General features: G+C 48.9%; 25 protein-coding genes. 15 read left to right on the forward strand and 10 right to left on the reverse strand.

Annotated features, from left to right (window positions below; translation table 11 throughout):
* Nucleotides 1-12: 12 nt before the first annotated feature.
* The 3 genes from J3L11_RS07240 to J3L11_RS07250 all read right to left on the reverse strand — a co-directional run bounded on the left by J3L11_RS07240 (nucleotide 13) and on the right by J3L11_RS07250 (nucleotide 4,063).
* Nucleotides 13-1,458: a carbon starvation protein A gene (locus J3L11_RS07240; protein WP_189617418.1), complete on the reverse strand. Its 1,446-nt coding sequence runs from the start codon at nucleotides 1,456-1,458 to the stop codon at nucleotides 13-15.
* Nucleotides 1,459-1,682: 224 nt separating this feature from the next.
* Nucleotides 1,683-2,393, reverse strand: a complete 711-nt coding sequence (btsR, locus tag J3L11_RS07245) for a two-component system response regulator BtsR (RefSeq protein ID WP_189617417.1) — start codon at nucleotides 2,391-2,393, stop codon at nucleotides 1,683-1,685.
* A gap of 2 nt (nucleotides 2,394-2,395) precedes the next feature.
* Nucleotides 2,396-4,063 carry a sensor histidine kinase gene (locus J3L11_RS07250; RefSeq protein ID WP_189617416.1) on the reverse strand — a complete coding sequence of 556 codons (1,668 nt, stop codon included), beginning with the start codon at nucleotides 4,061-4,063 and terminating at the stop codon, nucleotides 2,396-2,398.
* 148 nt (nucleotides 4,064-4,211) lie between these two features.
* On the opposite strand from J3L11_RS07250, the gene J3L11_RS07255 reads away from it, so the two are divergent.
* Nucleotides 4,212-4,454, forward strand: coding sequence for a YecH family metal-binding protein (locus J3L11_RS07255; protein ID WP_189617415.1), 243 nt, complete (start codon nucleotides 4,212-4,214; stop codon nucleotides 4,452-4,454).
* Between the two features lie 8 nt (nucleotides 4,455-4,462).
* Here the strand turns inward: J3L11_RS07255 and J3L11_RS07260 are convergent, their stop codons facing one another.
* The 5 genes from J3L11_RS07260 to suhB form a co-directional block, all read right to left on the reverse strand.
* Entirely contained in the window at nucleotides 4,463-4,804 is a 342-nt protein-coding gene (locus J3L11_RS07260; RefSeq protein ID WP_207570609.1) for a replication protein RepA, read from the reverse strand.
* Nucleotides 4,791-5,459, reverse strand: a complete 669-nt coding sequence (locus J3L11_RS07265) for an AAA family ATPase (RefSeq protein WP_189617413.1) — start codon at nucleotides 5,457-5,459, stop codon at nucleotides 4,791-4,793. The genes J3L11_RS07260 and J3L11_RS07265 overlap by 14 nt, the downstream gene beginning before the upstream one ends.
* 70 nt (nucleotides 5,460-5,529) lie before the next feature.
* Entirely contained in the window at nucleotides 5,530-5,832 is a 303-nt protein-coding gene (locus J3L11_RS07270) for a PilZ domain-containing protein (RefSeq protein WP_189617412.1), read from the reverse strand.
* 125 nt (nucleotides 5,833-5,957) lie between these two features.
* Nucleotides 5,958-6,362, reverse strand: a complete 405-nt coding sequence (locus J3L11_RS07275; protein WP_189617411.1) for a phosphate-starvation-inducible PsiE family protein — start codon at nucleotides 6,360-6,362, stop codon at nucleotides 5,958-5,960.
* A gap of 184 nt (nucleotides 6,363-6,546) precedes the next feature.
* Nucleotides 6,547-7,347: an inositol-1-monophosphatase gene (gene suhB / locus J3L11_RS07280; protein WP_133038676.1), complete on the reverse strand. Its 801-nt coding sequence runs from the start codon at nucleotides 7,345-7,347 to the stop codon at nucleotides 6,547-6,549.
* 147 nt (nucleotides 7,348-7,494) lie between these two features.
* On the opposite strand from suhB, the gene trmJ reads away from it, so the two are divergent.
* The 11 genes from trmJ to ndk all read left to right on the forward strand — a co-directional run bounded on the left by trmJ (nucleotide 7,495) and on the right by ndk (nucleotide 15,530).
* The gene (trmJ, locus tag J3L11_RS07285) at nucleotides 7,495-8,232 is read left to right on the forward strand and encodes a tRNA (cytosine(32)/uridine(32)-2'-O)-methyltransferase TrmJ (protein WP_189617410.1); all 738 of its coding nucleotides are present in this window, start codon (nucleotides 7,495-7,497) and stop codon (nucleotides 8,230-8,232) included.
* Between the two features lie 13 nt (nucleotides 8,233-8,245).
* Nucleotides 8,246-9,067 carry a serine O-acetyltransferase gene (cysE, locus tag J3L11_RS07290; RefSeq protein WP_189617409.1) on the forward strand — a complete coding sequence of 274 codons (822 nt, stop codon included), beginning with the start codon at nucleotides 8,246-8,248 and terminating at the stop codon, nucleotides 9,065-9,067.
* Between the two features lie 192 nt (nucleotides 9,068-9,259).
* Nucleotides 9,260-9,721 carry a Fe-S cluster assembly transcriptional regulator IscR gene (iscR, locus tag J3L11_RS07295; RefSeq protein WP_189617408.1) on the forward strand — a complete coding sequence of 154 codons (462 nt, stop codon included), beginning with the start codon at nucleotides 9,260-9,262 and terminating at the stop codon, nucleotides 9,719-9,721.
* A gap of 84 nt (nucleotides 9,722-9,805) precedes the next feature.
* Complete coding sequence (locus tag J3L11_RS07300; protein WP_133038680.1) at nucleotides 9,806-11,020, forward strand: IscS subfamily cysteine desulfurase; 1,215 nt, start codon at nucleotides 9,806-9,808, stop codon at nucleotides 11,018-11,020.
* A 35-nt stretch (nucleotides 11,021-11,055) separates the two neighbouring features.
* Complete coding sequence (gene iscU / locus J3L11_RS07305) at nucleotides 11,056-11,439, forward strand: Fe-S cluster assembly scaffold IscU (protein WP_133038681.1); 384 nt, start codon at nucleotides 11,056-11,058, stop codon at nucleotides 11,437-11,439.
* A gap of 14 nt (nucleotides 11,440-11,453) precedes the next feature.
* A complete protein-coding gene (iscA, locus tag J3L11_RS07310; RefSeq protein WP_242695130.1) occupies nucleotides 11,454-11,780 on the forward strand; it encodes an iron-sulfur cluster assembly protein IscA in 327 nt (108 codons plus the stop codon).
* 26 nt (nucleotides 11,781-11,806) lie between these two features.
* Nucleotides 11,807-12,331 (forward strand): co-chaperone HscB, encoded by a 525-nt coding sequence (hscB, locus tag J3L11_RS07315; protein WP_189617407.1) that lies wholly within the window; start codon nucleotides 11,807-11,809, stop codon nucleotides 12,329-12,331.
* Nucleotides 12,332-12,413: 82 nt separating this feature from the next.
* The gene (gene hscA / locus J3L11_RS07320; RefSeq protein WP_207570610.1) at nucleotides 12,414-14,273 is read left to right on the forward strand and encodes a Fe-S protein assembly chaperone HscA; all 1,860 of its coding nucleotides are present in this window, start codon (nucleotides 12,414-12,416) and stop codon (nucleotides 14,271-14,273) included.
* A gap of 8 nt (nucleotides 14,274-14,281) precedes the next feature.
* Complete coding sequence (gene fdx / locus J3L11_RS07325) at nucleotides 14,282-14,617, forward strand: ISC system 2Fe-2S type ferredoxin (protein ID WP_133038684.1); 336 nt, start codon at nucleotides 14,282-14,284, stop codon at nucleotides 14,615-14,617.
* Between the two features lie 102 nt (nucleotides 14,618-14,719).
* Nucleotides 14,720-14,917, forward strand: a complete 198-nt coding sequence (gene iscX / locus J3L11_RS07330; protein WP_133038685.1) for a Fe-S cluster assembly protein IscX — start codon at nucleotides 14,720-14,722, stop codon at nucleotides 14,915-14,917.
* 181 nt (nucleotides 14,918-15,098) lie between these two features.
* Complete coding sequence (gene ndk, locus J3L11_RS07335; protein ID WP_133038686.1) at nucleotides 15,099-15,530, forward strand: nucleoside-diphosphate kinase; 432 nt, start codon at nucleotides 15,099-15,101, stop codon at nucleotides 15,528-15,530.
* A gap of 98 nt (nucleotides 15,531-15,628) precedes the next feature.
* Here ndk and J3L11_RS07340 read toward each other — a convergent pair whose 3' ends face one another.
* Nucleotides 15,629-15,967, reverse strand: coding sequence for a TraR/DksA family transcriptional regulator (locus J3L11_RS07340; RefSeq protein ID WP_133038687.1), 339 nt, complete (start codon nucleotides 15,965-15,967; stop codon nucleotides 15,629-15,631).
* A gap of 138 nt (nucleotides 15,968-16,105) precedes the next feature.
* Entirely contained in the window at nucleotides 16,106-17,038 is a 933-nt protein-coding gene (gene dusC / locus J3L11_RS07345; protein ID WP_207570611.1) for a tRNA dihydrouridine(16) synthase DusC, read from the reverse strand.
* A gap of 154 nt (nucleotides 17,039-17,192) precedes the next feature.
* Here dusC and J3L11_RS07350 point away from each other — a divergent pair, with 154 nt between their 5' ends.
* The 3 genes from J3L11_RS07350 to dnaX all read left to right on the forward strand — a co-directional run bounded on the left by J3L11_RS07350 (nucleotide 17,193) and on the right by dnaX (nucleotide 20,837).
* The gene (locus J3L11_RS07350; RefSeq protein WP_189617404.1) at nucleotides 17,193-17,588 is read left to right on the forward strand and encodes a YbaN family protein; all 396 of its coding nucleotides are present in this window, start codon (nucleotides 17,193-17,195) and stop codon (nucleotides 17,586-17,588) included.
* 156 nt (nucleotides 17,589-17,744) lie between these two features.
* Complete coding sequence (apt, locus tag J3L11_RS07355; protein WP_133038690.1) at nucleotides 17,745-18,296, forward strand: adenine phosphoribosyltransferase; 552 nt, start codon at nucleotides 17,745-17,747, stop codon at nucleotides 18,294-18,296.
* Between the two features lie 120 nt (nucleotides 18,297-18,416).
* Complete coding sequence (gene dnaX, locus J3L11_RS07360) at nucleotides 18,417-20,837, forward strand: DNA polymerase III subunit gamma/tau (RefSeq protein ID WP_207570612.1); 2,421 nt, start codon at nucleotides 18,417-18,419, stop codon at nucleotides 20,835-20,837.
* The last annotated feature ends 84 nt before the right edge of the window (nucleotides 20,838-20,921 follow it).

A 20,921-nucleotide genomic window follows, 5' to 3' on the forward strand; every position in this document is an offset into this window, starting at 1 on the left:
TTTTATTTATTATTAAATTTCTTCAGCTTCAGTCGCCGCCAGTTCCTGCGCCTTGCCTTTGCCAATGTAGATCACCAGCCCGGTGATTAACACGGTCATGATAGTACCGGCAATGGTGGAAACTGTCATCGGCAGCCCCGCACCCAATGTGTTGGAGTTCAGCAGGAAGCTGATCACCACATCAGTCATAAACATGGCTGGAATGGTACAGATCCAGTGCAGCTTGTTATGGCGTACCAGATAAGCTGAGGCAGTCCACAGCATCATCACGGCAGTTGCTTGGTTAGCCACACCGAAGTAGCGCCAGATAACCCCAAAGTCTACTTGGGTCAGGATGGCGCCCAGCACGAACAGCGGAATAGCCAGTACCAGACGTTTGGAGATTTTGGTTTGTGGCATGTTGAAGTATTCAGCCAGGATCAGACGTGCAGCGCGGAAGGCGGTGTCACCAGACGTGATTGGCAGAATAATTACCCCTAATACTGCTAGGAAGCCACCAACCGCCCCCAACAGACCTGTAGAGGCACCGTACACTACGTTAGCCGGGTTGCCAGCCATCGCATCGCTCAGCCCTTGTACACCATCAAAGAATGACAGGGCAATTGCACACCAGATCAAGGCAATAATGCCTTCGCCGATCATGGCACCGTAGAACACAAAGCGACCGTTGGATTCATTTTCCACACAACGAGCCATCAGCGGTGACTGAGTGGCATGGAAGCCGGATACCGCACCACAAGCAATCGTGATGAACAGTGCTGGCCACAGCGGTGCGTCTTTCGGGTTCAGATTCTGCAGGAAGTCGCCAGGACCGAAGCCAGCCAACAGTGTGTGCTGGTCAGAAACGATAATTGCCGCAGTCAGACCGACAGACATGAACATCAGCAAGGCACCAAAGAACGGGTACAGGCGGCCAATGATCTTGTCAATGGGAACGATGGTGGCGATCAGGTAGTACACAAAAATGATGCCAACGAACATGCTGACATTCCAACCGGTCAATTTACCCAACAGACCTGCCGGAGCAGAAATGAACACCACACCGACCAGTAGCAATAGCACCAGAGCGAAGATATTCATAAAGTTTTTGGCATTCTTACCTAGGTATTTGCCTGCTAGGTTTGGTACTGATTGGCCGTTGTTACGGACAGATAGCATACCCGAGAAATAGTCATGTACTGCCCCGGCAAAAATACAGCCGATAACAATCCATAACATGGCGGCAGGGCCGTAGAGCGCCCCCAAGATAGGGCCAAAGATTGGACCAACACCTGCGATATTCAGAAGCTGGATCAAGTAAACTTTGCCTTTTGACATTGGCACATAGTCAACACCATCGTTCTGGGCATAAGCCGGAGTTTGGCGTTGTTTGTTAATACCGAACACCTTCTCAACGAAGGTCCCGTAGATAAAGTAACCGCCGACCAGCAGGCCGACACACAGTAGGAACCACAACATAGGTTTGTCTCCCCCAATTAGAATCGTAGCAAGTGTAAACAATTGCGTAACAACGCCAAGTTGAGTTTGAGTTAGCGGTCAAAAGCGATGGTTGAGCGGTTACTGATACAGATAAGCGGTTTTGGTAACAATTGAGCGGTCAGATACTGGGTTGAGCGGTCGATAATCGGGGTAAGTGGTAACTTACCGTTACCACATGAACAGCGATGCTGTTGCTTGTTGTATTACTGGAAACCGAAAGCCTGCTTGAGCGGTTTAAGAAAACGTCTGGAGACGGGGACTTTGGCACCACTATGCGTTGTTACTTCGGCCCCGGTTTCCAATATTTCAATCTCCGCTATCGCCGAGGGTGCCACCAGATATTGGCGATGACAGCGTAACAAGGGCGTCTTTTCCTCCAGTACTTTCAGTGTCAGCTCGGTATGCACCTTCTCCTTTGCCGTCGCAACATGGATGCCGCTGAGATCGCTAAACACATATTCAACATCTTTAACTGCGATGATCTTCAGTCGATTAGCGCTGAAACAGGGCAAATGTTCTAGATACTGTGGCATCAGAACATCCAGTGACTTAGGACGTAAATCCTTCCGCACTTTTTCCAATGTCTGCCGGAGGCGTTTTTCATCGAGCGGCTTCAGCAGATAATCAAAGGCATGATTATCAAAAGCGCGCACGGCAAACTCATCATAAGCGGTCACAAACACCACTCTAGGCATGGTTTCCGGGTCTAACATTGCGATAAGTTCCATACCGCTGATACGCGGCATCTGGATATCCAAAAACAACAGATCGGGTTTATGTTTGCTAATTGCCTGCATGGCTTCTAGCGCATTGCTGCACTGACCGACTATTTGTAGATCACCCGCTTGCAGCAGTAAATCCGCCAATTCTTGTCTGGCATAAGGCTCATCATCAACAATCAAACAGCTAATCATCGTTAGACCTTGTTGGGTAGATGGATGTTAACTTTGGTAAACACTTCCGGTTCATATTCAACAGTTACCCCATATTCATCGCCATATAGGTTTTGGATCCGTTTGTGAACTAGATTCATCCCTAAACCATCAGAATCAGATCGTGGTTGGTATAAACCAGCATTATCAGTTACTTCCAGGATAAGATCATTATCTTGTTGTATCGCTTTAACGGTGATAATTCCGGTTTCCATCATGTGCGAAGTGCCGTGTTTTACCGCATTTTCGATGATAGGTTGCAAGGTAAACGCTGGAACCTGCACAGCGTAGAGCTCTTGAGGAATATCAATACTGACTTTGAGTTTGTCGATAAAACGGGCTTTTTCGATGGTTAGGTAAGATTCGATATGCTCCAGTTCATCGCCAAGGCTCACCATGCCGGTGGTGCGTTTCAGGTTGATGCGCAGGAATTGACTGAGTTGCTGTAATAACTGCCGGGCTTTGTCCGGATTGCGACGAATAATCGCGCTGATGGTATTTAAGGCATTGAACAAAAAGTGTGGGTTGACCTGCGCCTGCAGCAATTTGAGTTCCGCCTGTGTCAGCAGATTCTGCTGTTGTTCAAAACGGCCGTATAGGATCTGGTTCGACAACAAGCGGGCAATCCCTTCCCCCAGTGTCCGGTTGATGTTGAGAAACAACTTGTTTTTAGGTTCATACAGTTTGATGGTGCCAATCACTTCGTTGTCACTGCGAAGTGGGATCACCAAACTTGAGCCCAGCTTACAATTAGGTGAGATGGAGCAGGAATAGGGGAATTCTACACCATCGGCAAACATGACTTTGTTCTGGTGGATTGCATCCATAGTGATTTGCGAGGATATCGGCGTCCCCGGTAAGTGATGGTCGGCACCGATACCGATAAAAGCCATGAGTTTCTCACGGTCGGTGATAGCCACCGCTCCAACATTAGTTTCTTCAATGACAATCTGCGCCACTTGCGTGCTAGAGGCTTCATTGAAACCTTTGCTGAGTAAGCCAACGCTGCGTTCGGCAATTTTAAGGGCTTTGGTGGAAAAAGTAGACGACATCTTGTCGAACATCGTTTTCTGGTCGCGTACCATGCTCATAAATGACGCCGCACCTAGGGAATTTACAATTAACATGGGTGGCGCAATCTGTCGCACCAATTCCAGCGCTTCTTCGAAAGGATTGGCAATCATTAGAATAATGCACATCTGCATCATCTCGGCATAGAAAGTTACCAGACCGACCACCATCGGATTGAATACCAGTTCACTTTTACCGTGCCGCCGCAGATATAAATTGATCATGCCGGCACTCAGGCCTTCCATGGTGGTTGATACGGCACAGGCCACATCGGTAAAACCGCCAAGAGTGTATCGGTGCAGACCTCCGGTCAGCCCCACCAGAAAACCAGTCGCGGGACCGCCTAACAGACCACCGAGTACCGCCCCCATGGCGCGGGTATTGGCAATGGCACCATGCGCTTGTTCACCAAAGTAAGTCGCCATGATGCAGAACGCTGAAAAAACCAGATAGATAAATATTTTGTGCGGTAAACGCGTGGAGTTTTCAGTAAATAGCTTAAACAGCGGTGTCTTGCTGGTGAGGTAGACAATTACCAAGTACAGACACATCTGTTGCGTCAGGGCAAGAATAAGTGACATTGAAAACCTGCAGAGTTAACGGACGCGATAATTTTCCCATATTGCTGACGGGAATCATATATTGCCAGCGTTATTGCGCCAAATCAGTGAAATCAGCACAAAAGTAGATATAAGATATATTTTTAATGCTTTTTATCGGAGTGAAAAGATGAGTGACTCGATTCATGGTCATGAAGTACTGCAATTGCTGTTGGAATACCCTCAGGGATTAAGTAAGAGCGAACTACTACTGCAGATGACGCAGCGTTTTGGTGCTGATGCACGTTTTCACACTTGTAGTGCCAGTGACATGGATGCTGAGGCGCTGCTCCAGTTTCTGGCGCAGAAAGGCAAATTTATTGATCGCAGCCAAGGGCTCACCACCGACGCTAGCCTGATTTGCAATCACTGATGAGTATTTCATTGAGCGGATGGTGGTGTTAGATCTTGCAGCTGCTCCAACAGCTCTTGTTGCTCCGGTTCCGACAAATCAAAGTAGTAGTGAATAAACATTCTAAGCAGCCGGGATTTTGCGATCCCGGTGGACTGAGCTAAATTGTCAAGCTGACGGATGCTAGTCTCACTGAGACTAAAGGTGGCATGACGGAATTTTCGCGGTGCTGTTTTTTTAGGCTTAGCCGGTTGCTGCAATTGGCTGGGTTTGCCCTCGGCATAATTGACAGCATCTTCGATAAATTCTTCGATAGACACTTTTTGGGGTTTCTGTTTCTGCTGCTTACGTTTTAAATCAGTTAAGCTCATAAGAGTTTTCCGGCGGAATGGCCAGCAGTTCATCTGCAATTGCCCGGATCTCCTCCGCAGCTTTGCCATCCGGTTCTAGTTCTAAGACTGACGAGCCTTTTTCCTCACTGTCGTCATATATATTGCGACTAAAGGTGACCGCATTGAGTACTCGCAATCCGAAAGATTCCACAACCTCTTTGGCTTCAAGAATGCGCTTGGCCTGCGTTGGCAGCGATGGGCACTGCGTTAGCACTATAGTGGCAACCATTTTAGGATTAACCATTTTACAGGTACTCAGCATATCTTCCATATGGGGCAGCGTTTTCAAATCTCGACGTTTGGGGCGCAACGGGATCACCACATAGGTGGCCACCGACATCGCGGCGCGCATCGCCAAGTTGTCTTGCCCACCGCAATCGACGATAACGTAATCGAAACGTTGGTCAAGGCTTAACAGATCATTGCGTATTTTACCGTAGAGCTGGATGCAGTTTATTGCAGGCAGCGCGGTATCATTATTACGCGCTTGGATCCAGTCGGAGGTGGTTCTCTGGGGGTCGCAATCGACCATCAACACGTTGGCGTTGAACTTCTGGGTAATGTGCACCGCAATATTTTGCGCAAGGCAGCTTTTACCACTGCCTCCTTTTTCGCCGCCAACGAGCAGTATCATAGATTTTCTCCCAGAGCATTAGATACTTAGTTGGTAAAGTATAGAACAGTCGGTAAAAATCGTGTGTTTGCTAAAGTAGTTGCAGCGCGATGCGGTGGCTGGTCTCACTCTTGGTGCAACGACATACTTGTCCTTTGACAGTATTCTGGGCATCACCACCGCTGTTAAAGGTCACCTCTATCAAGGCGCCGACCTTAAAAGGCTGGCGATATTCGAACAACAGACCTTTGCGGGACAAATCAACGCAGATTGCAGAATCGGTACACAGTTTTTCATCATTATCTTGCCAGCCAATCCGGACTTCTTCTGCTTCGAGATCTACTCGCAGCGAAGTTCTTCTTTCCTTAAAGCTTTCAACATTATCAGCACCCATAATTGGTTCCTGTGGTAATGGTCATGTGACCCTGCCCGTTAAACATAGCACAGAACAGTTTTTCACCCAGTATCAGACAATAAACAAGCGTGATCAAAAAGCCCGACAAGTAGCCGGGCTTAGACTTAGTTGTCATAATCTTGATTTTTTGGATAGGGCATTTTCAGTTGCCCCCAGCGGATCACCACAACGGTGGTCGCCAGTACCAGCGTTGATAGGGAAACGGCTAATACACGCCAGTCTTCCATCGCTTTCATATCTAAAATCAGGTATCGCGCTAATGCTACAATCGCGATATACAGTGGCATTCGTACCGGCAACTTACCCGACTCAGCATAATTGGCTACCATTGCCAGCACTTCCAGATAGATGAACAGCAACAGCAGATCCGCCAACTCTACTGAGCGCATATCAATCAGATGAAAGACTTCCTGACCAATTGCAACTATGGTGGCAATGGCAATCAATAGCAGCACCAGATGCTCGATGGCCTTGAGACTTCTGGAGCCATACTTCCGATATAATTCCATGAAAACTCCGATAAAAATTGAATGGCTCTATTATCGACAAAAGCGAAGTGGCGCGGCATGGGAAAGTGCGTGATATGCTTCACAAATTTTCATATGGTTAATATAGTGGAAAGCATAATCTGTTGTCACAGATAAAAAAAGCCGCCTTACGGCGACTTTTCCGAAGCACTAGCGGGCGACAGGTTTACTTGAGCGCTTCGCTCAGCAGTGGGCGGAAACTTTTTACCAACAACGTGGTAGCTTTAGGCCCGCCTGCCACGACATGACCAGATGTTAAGTACTTATAACCACCTGAAAGGTCAGTGACCGTGCCACCAGCTTCACGCACGATCAGATCGCCTGCAGCAATATCCCAGGGTTTAAGACCGATTTCAAAAAAGGCGTCAACACGACCAGCAGCAACATAACACAGGTCCAGCGCCGCCGAGCCAGCACGGCGAATGTCTGCACACATGGCAAAGGTCTCAGCAAACAGCTTCAGATAAGTCTCGGTATGTTGGCGTGCTTTGAATGGAAATCCGGTCGCAACCAGACTATGACTCAAATCAACAGGGTTGTTAACGCGCAAACGGAAATCGTTCAGCTTAGCGCCTTGACCACGAACAGCACTAAACAGCTCATCACGTACTGGGTCGTAAACTACAGCAACTTCGGTTTTGCCTTTGTGTTGTAAGGCGATAGAAACGGAGAAATGGGGCAGGCCTTTAACAAAGTTATTGGTGCCATCCAAAGGATCCACAATCCAAATATAGTCCTGATTCTCACCGCGGTTTTCACCGTTTTCTTCACCAACGATAGTGTGGTCTGGATATGACTTACGGATCTGATAAATAATTGCCGCTTCGGCTTCTTTATCAATATTAGACACAAAGTCATTCAGACCTTTGGCGTCAACCTGGATCCGGTCCAACTCAGAAAAACCACGCATTATAACTTGGCCTGCGGCACGTGCGGCGCGCACACCAATAGTGAGCATCGGATGCATTGCAATCCCCTGGATGTAAAAGAACGAAAAATAACCGGCGCATTATACTCTGCCAGGCCAAGATGGCAACTGCCGAATTTTCTGTCTTAAAAAATTGGGGGATATGGTAATATCCGCCACCTGTTTTTTTGATTCGACATCTATTTCATGCTCAGCAATATTCGTGTGGTGTTGGTGGGGACCACTCATCCCGGAAATATCGGTTCTGTCGCCAGGGCCATGAAAACGATGGGATTATCATCCCTTTATTTGGTTGACCCTCAGGTCGAGCCTGACGGGCAGTCCATCGCCTTGGCGGCCGGAGCGTCCGATATTCTTAAAACATTGGTCAAAGTTGATACGCTGGATGAAGCCATTCATGACTGTGGCCTAGTGGTGGCTACCAGTGCTCGCAGCCGTACGTTGGAATGGCCGGTGCTGGAACCGCGGGAAGCCGCTGAAAAACTAGCGGTGCAGAGCCAGAATGGCGCAGTAGCCATTGTTTTTGGCCGTGAGCGTAATGGTTTGAGTAATGAAGAATTGCAGAAATGTAATTATCATCTGTTGATCCCCGCTAATCCAGAGTATAGCTCGCTGAATTTGGCGCAGGCGGTCCAGATAGTGTGCTACGAAACGCGGATGGCGCATTTACAGCAACTACAGCCACAGACGGCGGAACCCATTGCATATCCGTCTGCTGAAGATCATGAACGTTTCTATGAACATCTGCAGCGTACCTTGCAGGAAACCGGCTTTATCATCAAGAATCACCCTGGGCAGGTGATGCAAAAACTACGGCGTTTGTTTGCCAAGGCGCAAATCGAAACGCAGGAACTGAATATCTTACGCGGTATCCTGACGTCGGTTGAAAAGAAAATAGTCGATAACTCAGGTAATAAAGAGTAGCCGAGGAACTCAAATGGGTGTGATATCAAGAATTAGAGAGGATATTCAATCCATCTACCATCGCGATCCTGCCGCGCGCAGTGCGTTGGAAATCCTGCTCAACTACCCTGGCATGCAAGCCATCTGGATGCACCGTGTCAGTCACAAGCTGTGGATGGCTAAGTTTTATTTTCTGGCGCGTTGTTTATCCACTTTCGCGCGTTGGGCGACCGGGGTTGAAATCCATCCCGGTGCGGTGATTGGCAGACGTTTCTTTATTGACCACGGTATGGGCGTGGTGATTGGTGAAACGGCGGAAATTGGCGATGATTGTACGCTATATCATGGTGTCACCTTAGGGGGAACCACCTGGAAAGCAGGCAAACGTCATCCAACTTTGGGTAACAATGTGGTGATTGGCGCTGGGGCTAAAGTGCTTGGCCCTATTACGATGCATGATGGCGCACGGGTGGGCTCAAACTCTGTCGTGGTAAAAGATGTCCCTAAAGATACCACGGTTGTTGGTATTCCTGGGCGAGCGGTCACCGTTGCTACGCCACAGTCGAAAGAAAAGAGCGAACGGCGTAATGCCATGGCCAAGAAATACGGTTTTGATGCCTATGCGGTGTCGCCAGATAATCCCGATCCTGTGGCAAATGCTATTGGGCAGATGTTAGATCATATGCATTTGATGGACTCTAAAGTGGCTGAGCTGTGTCAGGTCATTCAGAAGATGGGTGGCGCTGTCTGTACCGAAAGATTGCCACAGTTGGATGTGGGGGATTTCTGTGAGGCTGAGTTGGCGGCTGCAGAGAAACGTCAACAAGCACTGGATGCTTTTGATCCGGAAATCTGACTTTTATAGGTAAATGTGAACTCACAGCATTGAATCCTGACGGCTAAAAATGTTAAATATCCGACCAAGCCGTCAGGGTATTCGTAAAGAAATCGGGCCATCACCCTAGTGATAAAGTCGGATTTATAGTTGACTAAATTACTAGGGTATGATGAAATTCAGCCATCTCCAATTAAGAGCTGTGGTGTATCCATGAAACTGACATCTAAAGGTCGTTACGCAGTCACTGCAATGCTGGATGTTGCCATCCACTCGGCTCAGGGACCTGTTCCTCTAGCAGATATCTCTGAGCGACAGGGCATTTCTTTATCTTATCTTGAACAACTTTTTGCCAAACTCAGAAAACAAGGGCTAGTTGCCAGTGTTCGCGGTCCCGGTGGGGGTTATCGTCTTGGACTAGAAGCCAGCGAGATTTCTGTCGGTATGGTAGTGAATGCCGTAGATGAATCGGTTGATGCTACTCGCTGCCAAGGGCAGTCCAACTGTCAAAGTGGTTCACGTTGTCTGACTCATTCTCTTTGGGGAGATTTGAGTAAACAAATTTCTGATTTTTTAAACGGTATCAGTCTTGCGGCATTGATGCAGAAGCGCGATGTGCAATATATCTCCATCAAGCAAGACCAGATGCATCAAGAACAGAGGATCAGTGCCTGAGGCCTGCTCTGTTTAATGCCATAAATAATGATAATTGTACGTTGTATGTAGCCTCGACAGAGACTGCGCAGTACGGAGTGTGTAATGAAACTTCCTATTTATTTGGATTATGCCGCAACAACCCCAGTTGATCCTCGGGTTGCTGCCAAAATGGCACAGTACATGACTATGGACGGAGTATTCGGAAATCCCGCATCCCGTTCTCACCGTTACGGTTGGCAGGCTGAAGAGGCGGTAGATATCGCCCGTAATCAGGTTGCGGATCTGATCAATGCCGATCCCCGTGAAATCGTGTTTACCTCTGGTGCTACCGAGTCAGACAATCTGGCAATCAAAGGTGTAGCGTATTTTTACCAGAAAAAAGGCAAACACATTATTACCAGCAAGACCGAACACAAGGCGGTACTAGATACTTGCCGTCATCTGGAACGTGACGGTTTTGAGGTAACTTACCTCGATCCTGACAGCAACGGTCTGATCCCCTTGGAACGTATTGAAGCCGCGATGCGTGATGACACCATTCTGGTGAGCATTATGCACGTTAATAATGAGATTGGTGTGGTGCAAGATATCGACGCTATCGGTGAACTGTGTCGCAGCAAAGGCGTTGTGTTTCACGTTGATGCGGCCCAGGGGGCAGGTAAGTTGCCACTGGATGTGCAGCAGACTAAGGTTGACCTGATCTCTATCTCCGGCCACAAAATGTATGGCCCTAAAGGGATTGGAGCCTTGTATGTGCGGCGTAAACCACGTATCCGTCTGGAAGCCCAGATGCATGGTGGTGGTCATGAACGTGGTATGCGTAGCGGCACCTTGCCAACACATCAAATCGTGGGCTTGGGTGAAGCCGCTGCGATTGCTAAAGCAGAAATGGACGCTGATAGCAGCCGTATTCGCTATCTGCGCGACAAGCTGTGGAACGGCATTAAAGACATTGAGGAAACGTATGTCAATGGGGATATGGAACACCGCTTTTGTGGCAGCCTCAATGTCAGTTTCGCCTATGTTGAAGGTGAATCATTGATGATGGCGCTGAAAGACTTGGCGGTATCCTCAGGTTCTGCCTGTACCTCTGCCAGCTTGGAACCGAGCTATGTGTTGCGGGCTCTGGGGTTGAATGACGAAATGGCACACAGTTCAATCCGTTTTACCATTGGCCGTTACACCACAGAAGAAGAGATTGATTATGCGATAGAAACCATCAAGAGTTCTATCGGCAAGCTGAGGGAGATGTCTCCTTTGTGGGAGATGTTCAAGGATGGGGTAGACCTCAATCAGGTGAAGTGGGCAGCCCACTAATTTTCCCAGCAAACAGATGAATTTGGAGCGGTAATATGGCTTACAGTGAAAAAGTAATTGACCACTATGAAAACCCTCGCAACGTAGGCACGTTCGACAAGAATGATCCTTCCGTTGTGACCGGTATGGTCGGGGCGCCAGCTTGCGGTGATGTAATGAAGCTGCAACTGAAGATTAATGACAATGGCATTATTGAAGATGCCAAATTCAAAACTTACGGTTGTGGTAGCGCGATTGCCTCCAGCTCACTGGTCACTGAATGGGTGAAAGGTAAGTCTGTAGAAGAAGCCGCCGCAATCAAGAATACTGATATTGCTGAAGAACTGGCATTACCGCCGGTGAAGATCCACTGTTCAATCCTGGCAGAAGACGCTATCAAAGCGGCGTTGGAAGAATATAAATCCAAGCAACAGAAGTAATGCCGGGAGTTGACATGGCTGCAATATCAATGACGCCTGCAGCGGCGGACAGAGTACGTACTTTTCTGCAAAATCGTGGGAAGGGCATAGGTCTGCGTTTGGGCTTAAAAACCTCTGGCTGCAGTGGTATGGCTTATGTCCTCGAATTCGTAGATGAACTTAACGAAGACGATGAGGTATTTGAGATGAATGGTGTCAACATTATTGTGGATGCCAAAAGTTTGATTTATCTGCAGGGAATTGAGCTGGATTTTGTCAAAGAAGGTCTCAATGAAGGGTTTAAGTTCAATAACCCGAATGCCAAAGGGGAGTGTGGTTGTGGCGAAAGCTTCACTGTGTAAGCTAGCGCGGTAACCGTAGTACGCTTATGAACTACTTCGAACTGTTTGAGATCCCTCAGCGTTTTGATGTTGATATTGCTGAATTGTCTAACCGTTATCGGGAACTGCAAAAAACTGTGCACCCCGATAAATTTGCTAACGCCGGTGAGCAGCAGAAGTTGTTAGCAATATCAAAAACGGCCCAAGTGAATGATGGCTATCAAACACTGAAAGATCCTATCCGTCGCGCTGAGCATATGCTGTTGCTGCGGGGAGTTGATATCGACAATGAATCAACCACCATGAAAGATAGCGGTTTTTTGATGCAGCAGTTGGAATGGCGCGAAGCTTTGGCTGAATTGCGTGATAGTGACAATATTGACGCAGATATTGCAGCACTGGAAGCTGAATTCACCCAGTATCGACAACAGCTGCTGGATAATCTGAGCAAACAGTTAGTCGATACCCAGGCATCCTCTGCAATGTTGGCAGCAGATCAAGTCAGAAAACTGAAATTCATGGCAAAATTACAAGATGAATTGACGCGCATTCAGGACGCTATGTACGACTAGTCCGTCTCGGGTTTTCTGGCACGAAGCACATTGAATTGGCTCAATATGATTGGGCCATTTTTTTAACGAAGAATGGAACATTATGGCACTTTTGCAGATTGCTGAACCCGGCCAGATGGCCGCACCTCATCAACACAAACTCGCGGCTGGCATTGACTTGGGAACCACTAATTCATTGGTGGCGTCAGTGCGTAGTGGCCAGGCCACAACGTTACCCGACGAGGCTGGCCGACATGCGCTGCCTTCGGTAGTGCATTTTGGCGCTGACGGCTTGACCGTGGGCGAAGCCGCTTTGGCTAATTCAGCACTGGATCCCGAAAATACCATAGTTTCAGTCAAGCGCTTTATGGGACGCTCACTCGTCGACGTACAGCAAGGTGAACAGCGTTTCCCCTATCATTTTGAAGCCAGCGAAAATGGTTTGCCAGTGTTTGTCACCAGTGCCGGTAAAGTGAATCCGGTGCAAGTGTCAGCGGAGATCCTGCGGCCCTTAGTTGCGCGCGCAGAAGCAACCTTGGGGGGCGAACTGGAAGGCGTGGTGATTACCGTCCCGGCCTATTTTGATGATGCTCAACGCCAAGGGACCAAAGATGCGGCCAATTTGCTAGGCATAAAAGTTTTGCGGCTGTTGAATGAACCCACTGCAGCCGCTATCGCTTATGGGCTGGATTCTGGGCAGGAAGGTGTTATTGCTGTTTATGATCTTGGTGGTGGTACCTTCGATATCTCCATCCTGCGACTGAACCGCGGCGTATTTGAAGTGTTGGCAACTGGCGGTGACTCTCGTCTTGGTGGTGATGATTTCGACCATCTGCTAGCGGAGGCATTGCGGCAGCGGATGGGCGTTACTGAACTCAACCGTCAACAGGAGCGCCAGTTGCTGATGGAGGCTCGGCGTGTGAAAGAAGCGCTGAGTCAGTCAGATAGTGTAACTGCCGCATTAAAAGTTGCAGAACAACAGTTACAGTGTGACATCTCCCGTAGCGATTTCGATGCGCTTATTCTGCCATTTGTACGTAAGACCATCAGTAGTTGCCGTAAAGCGCTCCGAGATGCCAAGGTTGATGCCAGCGATGTGCTAGAAACCGTCATGGTTGGTGGCTCGACTCGGGTGCCGTTGGTGCGGGAACAAGTGGGTGAGTTTTTTGGTAAACCACCGCTGACCAGCATTGACCCAGACCGGGTTGTCGCCATTGGTGCGGCGATTCAGGCCGATATCCTGGTCGGCAATAAACCCGATTCGGAATTGCTGTTGCTGGATGTGATCCCCTTGTCGTTGGGTATTGAAACCATGGGAGGGTTGGTGGAAAAGGTAGTACCACGTAACACCACTATTCCGGTTGCCAGAGCCCAAGAATTCACCACATTTAAAGATGGTCAGACGGCGATGGCGATCCATGTCGTGCAAGGTGAACGCGAATTGGTGGCTGATTGCCGCTCGCTGGCGCGCTTTACGTTAAAAGGTATCCCGCCAATGGCCGCTGGCGCCGCGCATATCCGGGTGACATTCCAGGTTGATGCCGATGGTTTACTGAGTGTGACCGCTATGGAGAAGTCCACTGGCGTGCAATCTAGTATCCAGGTGAAACCTTCATTTGGGCTTTCTGAAAATGAGATTGCCGGCATGATCAAAGACTCGATGACATATGCTAAGGCTGACATTGAACTGCGTATGCTCACCGAGCAGCGAGTAGAAGCGGCACGGGTAATTGAATCGCTAAACTCTGCCTTGCAGCAGGATGGCAACCTGCTTGCCGCTGAGGAGCGAGCACTAATTGATAACGCGATTAAGGCGTTGGATGTGGCGGCTACCGGTGACAATGCCGATGATATCAAGACAGCGATAGAGAAAGTGGATGCAGTAACCCAGGACTTTGCTGCCAGAAGGATGGATAATTCAATTAAGACCGCACTGAAAGGTCAGTCGGTTGACAAGATATAGGTGAAATCATGCCTCAGATAGTGTTTTTGCCCCATGAGGAGTTATGCCCTGATGGTGCTGTGGTAGAAGCCAAAACCGGTGAATCAATCCTGGATGCGGCCTTGCGCAATGGTATTCAGATAGAGCACGCCTGCGAAAAATCTTGTGCGTGTACCACCTGTCATGTGATTGTGCGCGAAGGCTTCAATAACCTAGAACCGAGTGACGATCTAGAAGACGACATGCTCGATAAAGCCTGGGGACTGGAACCAGAAAGTCGTTTGTCTTGTCAGGCCAAGGTCGCAGATGACGATTTGGTGGTGGAAATTCCCAAATATACGGTGAATCAGGTCAGCGAAGGTTGATAAAATTCTCACAGCCGGTCTAAGACCGGCTTTGTTTTGATGTGACAAATAACGTCAACGCTATAATGTCATCAGATAGTTATAAGTGAAATTGGAGGCCCTATGTCTTTGAAATGGGTTGACTCGTTGGATGTGGCTCTGGAATTGCTCGAAGCCTATCCTGAGGTAGAACCACAGAACGTGCGTTTTACCGACCTCTATGAGTGGATTTTGGCGCTGGATGATTTTGATGATGATCCCCAGCGGTGTAATGAGCAGATCTTGGAAGCCATTCTGCAATGCTGGATGGATGAAAAGTAACGAAAAATCGTGACGTAAGGTTTTTTAATCCTTCTGCTGCCACATTTAACACGTTAGCTTTGGTGGATTTAGTCGCAAACTCGCATAATCCTTGTAGTTTGTGAGATTGGATTAGGATTTGTCGCCGTTATTGCGTATAATCCGCGCGAATTTTGAAACTCGCTGATTAAGGATCCTAGTCATGGCGATTGAACGTACTTTCTCTATTATCAAGCCTGATGCTGTTGCCAAAAACCACATCGGTGCTATTTACAACCGTTTTGAAAGCGCTGGCCTGAAAATCGTTGCGGCCAAGATGGTACACCTGACCAAAGAGCAGGCTGAAGGCTTCTATGCTGAACACAGTGAACGTCCTTTCTTTGGCGCACTGGTAAGCTTCATGACGTCTGGTCCAATCATGGTGCAGGTGCTGGAAGGCGAAAATGCCGTGGCTGCGAATCGTGAAATCATGGGGGCAACTAACCCAGCTCAGGCTGCTCGTGGTACTCTGCGTGCTGATTATGCTGATAGTATTGACGAAAACGCGGTTCACGGTTCAGACGCTCTGGCTTCTGCCGAACGTGAAATTGCTTATTTCTTCGCTGCTGATGAAATTTGCCCACGTACCCGTTAATTGCTACGAAATAAAAAAAGGCGCTTAAAGCGCCTTTTTTTATTGTTGGAGCAATGACCATTTATTTTAAGATTGTGTTTGTCCATAGGTGACCTGAGTTAATGGCTGAGCCGCAGTTCCTGGCGATGCTCATGGGCATATTGCTCAGAGCAGTGCTGACACCGCTGCTCAGTCGGATCCATAGCCAACCTTTCAGGTTCTATCTCATTTTCACAATCGGCACATAAACCATACAGCCCGAGATCTAACTGACACTGGGCAGCATCCAGTCGATTGAGCCTATTATACAGCGGATGATGGCACAGCTCGGCACCGACCATGGCATCAATGATCTCGCCTATAGACCATTCTGCCCAGTCAGCGTTAAGCTCAGTGATTGCGACTCTGAGATCCTTCTCAATTGCAGACAATCGTTGTCTGATCAGGGAACCACTCACTCTTTACCGCCTTTTGCTTGCTTATGGACCTATTAGTCTAATTGGCAATGGTGGGTCAACTATGATGCGGATCAAATCCGCTTTAGATTTCCCGTGATACCCATCAAAAGCAAGGTTTACAACAACAAAGTGTGCTGTTCAGGCAGCGCTTGCCAACACGGCAACAACCGCATCAGTGGTTTTGTGCAGTCGCAGTTCGCGAAACAGCGTATCGGCTTGGCTGTACTGGCGATTCAGATAACTGAACCACTGTTTGACTCGCCCGGGGAAATAATCATTGCGGGGGACACTTTGTTGCTGACGGGTATATTCCATCAGCAATGCCAGCGTTTGTTGCCAGCTATAAGGGGCCTCGTTGTTTTTAATATGCGCTGCCAGATTCGGCAGGGTGATGGCGCCGCGGCCAACCATAACGCTGTCGCAGCCTGTTTGAGACATGCAGCGCAGCGCATCTTCGCGGTTCCAGATCTCGCCGTTGGCGATGATAGGAATTGGCAACCGTTGGCGGATGTCGGTAATGTATTCCCAGTATGCTGGCGGGCGATAGCCATCCACTTTACTGCGGGCATGAACCGCCAGTTCAGTGGCTCCGGCTTCATAAATTGCCAGCGCATTTTCCATAAACAGACTCTTGTCTTCATAGCCTAAGCGGATTTTGGCGGTGACGGGGTGCTCGGCGGGCACGGCCTGGCGCATGGCCCTCACTATACGATAAATTTGCTCTGGATATTGTAGTAATACAGCACCGCCTTTACTGCGGTTAACCATTTTCGCTGGGCAACCAAAATTGGCATCAACCCCATGTGAGCCAAGCTTGATAGCGCGAACGGCGTTCTCGGCCATCCACTCGGGTTCCTGCCCTAACAGCTGTACCCGTACCGGAGTGCCGCTCTGGGTAAATCCGGCATTATTCAGTTCTGGACACATCCGTAAAAAGACTTTCTCTGGTAACAATTGATCCACCACGCGGACAAATTCTGTCACCATTAAATCGTAAGGATTAATGGTGGACAAAAGTTCACGCATCGTATGATCGACCACCCCTTCCATTGGGGCCAGAATGACTCTCACGTTGGTTGTTCCACTATACGGATAAAGGCGCGCATTCTACCTGATTGTGGCGGATTTCCGAAGTGCTTTCCATAAGCAGTGGCGAGTCACTTTGCTACTTCAGACACTGTTGTTAAGATATCCGTTAAATGAAAACTATTGCTATTTGTGACCTATGATAAAACGCAGTGTGTTGCTGGGGTTGGGAATCGTTAGTCTGTTGTTAGGCATGGCGGGAATCGTATTGCCACTGCTGCCAACGGTGCCTTTTGTATTGCTGGCTGGGTTTTGTTTTGCCCGCTCCAGCCCGGAACTGCATCGCTGGTTGCATCAGCATCCATGGTTTGCTCAGGCATTGTGCGATTGGCATCAGCAGCGCGGACTGCGTTTGCCTTTAAAACGCCGGGCATTGGTGATGACTATCGCTAGTTTTAGTTTGAGTATTTGGCTGGTGTCTGTGCTGTGGCTCAAGCTTTTTCTTGCAATTATCTGTTTGATCTTGGTTGCTTTTTTATGGCGACTTCCCGTCGTTGCCGATGCTGGAAAATCGTCGGTCTATGACCCGGAGTAGACGATGTTGCGATGTGGCACACAATCGGATAATCGCTGTTGCAACTGACTGCAAAGCGGCTTAAGCTTTAGCCGGATTTAGAAACGCGGTCCACCTTGGTGTGGACTTTTTTGTTGTATGAAGCCGGTATATTCCGGGAAATTAAGTACTGAAACTATGGCTATTAACCCCGACAGCTTAGCGCTGATTAAGCAAAGCATTAAAACTATTCCTGACTACCCGAAAGCCGGGATCCTGTTTCGTGATGTGACCAGTTTGCTGGAAGATCCGATTGCCTATCAGACCACTATCCGCGCATTTTTAGAGCATTACCAAGGCCTTGGCTTTACCAAAGTTGTCGGTACTGAAGCCCGTGGTTTTCTGTTCGGCGCACCGTTGGCGCTGGAATTAGGTGTCGGGTTTGTCCCCGTGCGCAAACCTGGCAAGCTGCCACGTGAAACCATTGCTGAAACCTATGAACTGGAATATGGTCACGACACGCTGGAAATGCACGTTGATGCGATTGTGCCGGGGGACAAGGTACTGGTAGTGGATGATCTACTCGCCACCGGCGGCACTATTGAAGCTACCGTAAAGCTTATTCGTCGTCTTGGGGGGGAAGTGAGTCATGCCGCATTTGTTATTTCCCTGCCAGATATTGGCGGTGAAAAACGCCTGCAGTCACAGGGATTAGAAGTGCTGAAACTGTGTGAATTTGAAGGAGAATAGTCTTCTTTATTCCCGGTCCCGGATCGCCTGGGTAGCATGTCAGATTGGCACATGTTATTGTTTGGCGATCCGTGGAGCTTGCTCCCGTAATATGAATGTAAAGCTATTCTGGGGAGTTTCATGTCCTATCAGGTATTAGCCCGTAAGTGGCGACCTGCCAGTTTTGAACAGGTGGTTGGGCAGTCTCACGTACTGCACGCCCTGACCAATGCGTTGAGCCAGCAACGTCTGCATCATGCTTATCTGTTTACCGGCACCCGGGGTGTGGGTAAAACCAGCTTGGCACGCCTTTTTGCCAAAGGACTCAACTGCGAACAAGGAATTACCGCAACTCCCTGCGGAAAATGCAGTGCCTGTCAGGAGATTGCGCAGGGGCGATTTGTTGATTTAATTGAAGTGGATGCCGCGTCCCGCACTAAGGTCGATGATACTCGCGAGTTACTCGACAATGTGCAATACCGCCCAAGTCGTGGCCGTTTTAAAGTTTACCTGATTGACGAAGTACATATGTTGTCTCGCAGCAGTTTTAATGCGCTGCTGAAGACACTGGAAGAACCGCCGGAACATGTCAAATTTTTACTGGCGACAACCGATCCGCAAAAGCTGCCGGTAACCGTGTTATCCCGTTGTCTGCAATTCAATCTGAAAAGCCTGACTCAGGACGAAATTGCCAGACAGCTACAACATATTGTCTCCGCAGAAGCAGTACCTTTTGAGCCGCAAGCTCTGGCGCTGCTGGCCAAGGCCGCCAACGGCAGCATGCGTGATGCGTTAAGTCTGACAGATCAGGCCATCGCTTTTGGTGCTGGGCAGATCAAACTGCAGCAGGTGCAAACCATGCTGGGCGCGATTGATGAACGACAAGTGATTTCTCTGCTGCAAGCGCTGGTACAAGCCGATGTGGCGCCGTTAATGCAGGAAGCGGAACGTATATTGGCTTTTGGCGCTGATGCGAATGAAGTGCTACGTAGCTTATTGGAATTATTACACCAGATCACCCTAACACAATTTGCCCCTGCTGCCGCGCAACTGTCGCTATACGCTGATCAGATCCAAGAATTTGCCGAACAGCTATCTGCTGAGCAGGTACAGCTCTATTATCAGCTGTTATTGCAGGGGCGCAAAGATCTACCGTTTGCGCCAGATCCAAAATCAGGACTGGAAATGGCGCTGTTACGGGCCGTTGCTTTTGTCCCGGAAACGCCGCCTCAGCGCTGGCAAAGTTCAGCAACTCATGGCGACAAACCAGTGTTTACGGCTATGAGTGGCATAGCGCCAACCACTGATAAGTCAGTACCTGTAGCAACTGCTAACCCTTATGTGAGCACAACTGCTACGCCTACGCCGAGTGATGCAATAACGGCCACTACATCGGCTGATGTTGAAGACCATGAAATAGATGAAGATGATGCCGCTTTCATCGCTGAACAGACGTTAATTTTGTCGCAAGCTGAAAGTATGGGGCATCAGTATCAGCAGGATGAACCGATAAATTCTGGCGAGGATGCATCGGCAGAGCCACCATTTCGTGATGAGCTGACCAGCGATATGTTTGCCGCTGAACTGCCGAAAAATGAACTTCAAGCAGCGTTGGTGGAAGAGCCACAAGCAACACCCTCGACAACATCGCTTTTTGGCGATGAATTACTCGATCAGGTTTTAGCAACCAGAGAGCAACTGTTGCAAGATATTGATGCGTTGGCAACCGATGAAACGCCAGCCAAAATACCGGAGCATCAGCACGATTCCAGCTCAAAAAAAAACACTGAAATCCCTCTGAAAGGCAGCGCGATAGCAGTTTCTAGCGCTGCTAATACTGGTGCACCCAAACCTGCTGAGTCAGACGCTGATGGAATGGCAGATGAGCCATTTTCTGACAATAGTGCAGAGGTTTATGGTGAATGGGCTGCGCAACAAGTCGGCGAACCGTCACTGCCAGACAGTGACGACACTACCATAGCGCCATCAGATCCAACGGTAGCCATTGTGGATGCGCAAACGGTCGTAACATCTTCGGCGGCGGCTACATCGGTCACTGCGGCGGCTGATGGGGCTAACGTAGCGCCGAAGGTTGCAGCCAGTGCTATCGAGGCTCCCGCAGGTAATCCCGCTGATTTAGGGTGGTATAAACTGGTTTCTTCACTGCCAATCCGTGGGCGCGTGCGGCAATTAGCAGCTAATTCTGTGTGCCTGTCGTTGAGTGAAAAGTGTCTGTTGTTACTCAAACCGGATCAGAAACATCTCGCCGCTGCTGCGGCTATCAATCAGCTGCAACAAACATTACTCGATGCTTTACAGCGCCCGCTCACAGTAGAGTTCACTGTGGGCAATGAACCGGGGCGAGAAACCCCGCAGGAGATCCGCCAACGGTTTAAAAAAGAGTTATTGGCGCATGCGGGTGAGAAACTGCTAGCGGATGACAAGGTGCGTTGGTTGGTGCAACACATGGGCGCAACTTTAGAAGCGGATTCCTTGAGTTATAACCCAGAGCAACTGGTGCAAAAAACCGCGCTTATTCCCGATGGACAGTTACCGCAGTGATACAACGCGGTTTGTGCCATGCTACGGATTGCCAAGCGCAATTATTTGGGTAAGATCAGCGAACTTTAACCTGTCACTCACTGT

Origin of the sequence: Shewanella sp. 4t3-1-2LB, assembly GCF_017368415.1 — a bacterium.
GTDB lineage: Bacteria > Pseudomonadota > Gammaproteobacteria > Enterobacterales > Shewanellaceae > Shewanella > Shewanella fodinae.

Excerpts from the sequence above, each read along its gene's own strand:
- J3L11_RS07260 (WP_207570609.1), bottom strand. The coding sequence starts at position 4,804 with ATGAGCTTAACTGATTTAAAACGTAAGCAGCAGAAACAGAAACCCCAA.
- J3L11_RS07300 (WP_133038680.1), top strand. The coding sequence starts at position 9,806 with ATGAAACTTCCTATTTATTTGGATTATGCCGCAACAACCCCAGTTGAT.
- suhB (WP_133038676.1), bottom strand. The coding sequence starts at position 7,347 with ATGCATCCGATGCTCACTATTGGTGTGCGCGCCGCACGTGCCGCAGGC.
- dnaX (WP_207570612.1), top strand. The coding sequence starts at position 18,417 with ATGTCCTATCAGGTATTAGCCCGTAAGTGGCGACCTGCCAGTTTTGAA.
- apt (WP_133038690.1), top strand. The coding sequence starts at position 17,745 with ATGGCTATTAACCCCGACAGCTTAGCGCTGATTAAGCAAAGCATTAAA.
- J3L11_RS07265 (WP_189617413.1), bottom strand. The coding sequence starts at position 5,459 with ATGATACTGCTCGTTGGCGGCGAAAAAGGAGGCAGTGGTAAAAGCTGC.
- J3L11_RS07250 (WP_189617416.1), bottom strand. The coding sequence starts at position 4,063 with ATGTCACTTATTCTTGCCCTGACGCAACAGATGTGTCTGTACTTGGTA.
- iscR (WP_189617408.1), top strand. The coding sequence starts at position 9,260 with ATGAAACTGACATCTAAAGGTCGTTACGCAGTCACTGCAATGCTGGAT.
- ndk (WP_133038686.1), top strand. The coding sequence starts at position 15,099 with ATGGCGATTGAACGTACTTTCTCTATTATCAAGCCTGATGCTGTTGCC.
- hscA (WP_207570610.1), top strand. The coding sequence starts at position 12,414 with ATGGCACTTTTGCAGATTGCTGAACCCGGCCAGATGGCCGCACCTCAT.
- J3L11_RS07350 (WP_189617404.1), top strand. The coding sequence starts at position 17,193 with ATGATAAAACGCAGTGTGTTGCTGGGGTTGGGAATCGTTAGTCTGTTG.
- cysE (WP_189617409.1), top strand. The coding sequence starts at position 8,246 with ATGGGTGTGATATCAAGAATTAGAGAGGATATTCAATCCATCTACCAT.
- J3L11_RS07275 (WP_189617411.1), bottom strand. The coding sequence starts at position 6,362 with ATGGAATTATATCGGAAGTATGGCTCCAGAAGTCTCAAGGCCATCGAG.
- iscA (WP_242695130.1), top strand. The coding sequence starts at position 11,454 with ATGGCTGCAATATCAATGACGCCTGCAGCGGCGGACAGAGTACGTACT.
- fdx (WP_133038684.1), top strand. The coding sequence starts at position 14,282 with ATGCCTCAGATAGTGTTTTTGCCCCATGAGGAGTTATGCCCTGATGGT.
- iscX (WP_133038685.1), top strand. The coding sequence starts at position 14,720 with ATGTCTTTGAAATGGGTTGACTCGTTGGATGTGGCTCTGGAATTGCTC.
- J3L11_RS07255 (WP_189617415.1), top strand. The coding sequence starts at position 4,212 with ATGAGTGACTCGATTCATGGTCATGAAGTACTGCAATTGCTGTTGGAA.
- trmJ (WP_189617410.1), top strand. The coding sequence starts at position 7,495 with ATGCTCAGCAATATTCGTGTGGTGTTGGTGGGGACCACTCATCCCGGA.
- hscB (WP_189617407.1), top strand. The coding sequence starts at position 11,807 with ATGAACTACTTCGAACTGTTTGAGATCCCTCAGCGTTTTGATGTTGAT.
- J3L11_RS07270 (WP_189617412.1), bottom strand. The coding sequence starts at position 5,832 with ATGGGTGCTGATAATGTTGAAAGCTTTAAGGAAAGAAGAACTTCGCTG.
- J3L11_RS07240 (WP_189617418.1), bottom strand. The coding sequence starts at position 1,458 with ATGTTGTGGTTCCTACTGTGTGTCGGCCTGCTGGTCGGCGGTTACTTT.
- iscU (WP_133038681.1), top strand. The coding sequence starts at position 11,056 with ATGGCTTACAGTGAAAAAGTAATTGACCACTATGAAAACCCTCGCAAC.
- btsR (WP_189617417.1), bottom strand. The coding sequence starts at position 2,393 with ATGATTAGCTGTTTGATTGTTGATGATGAGCCTTATGCCAGACAAGAA.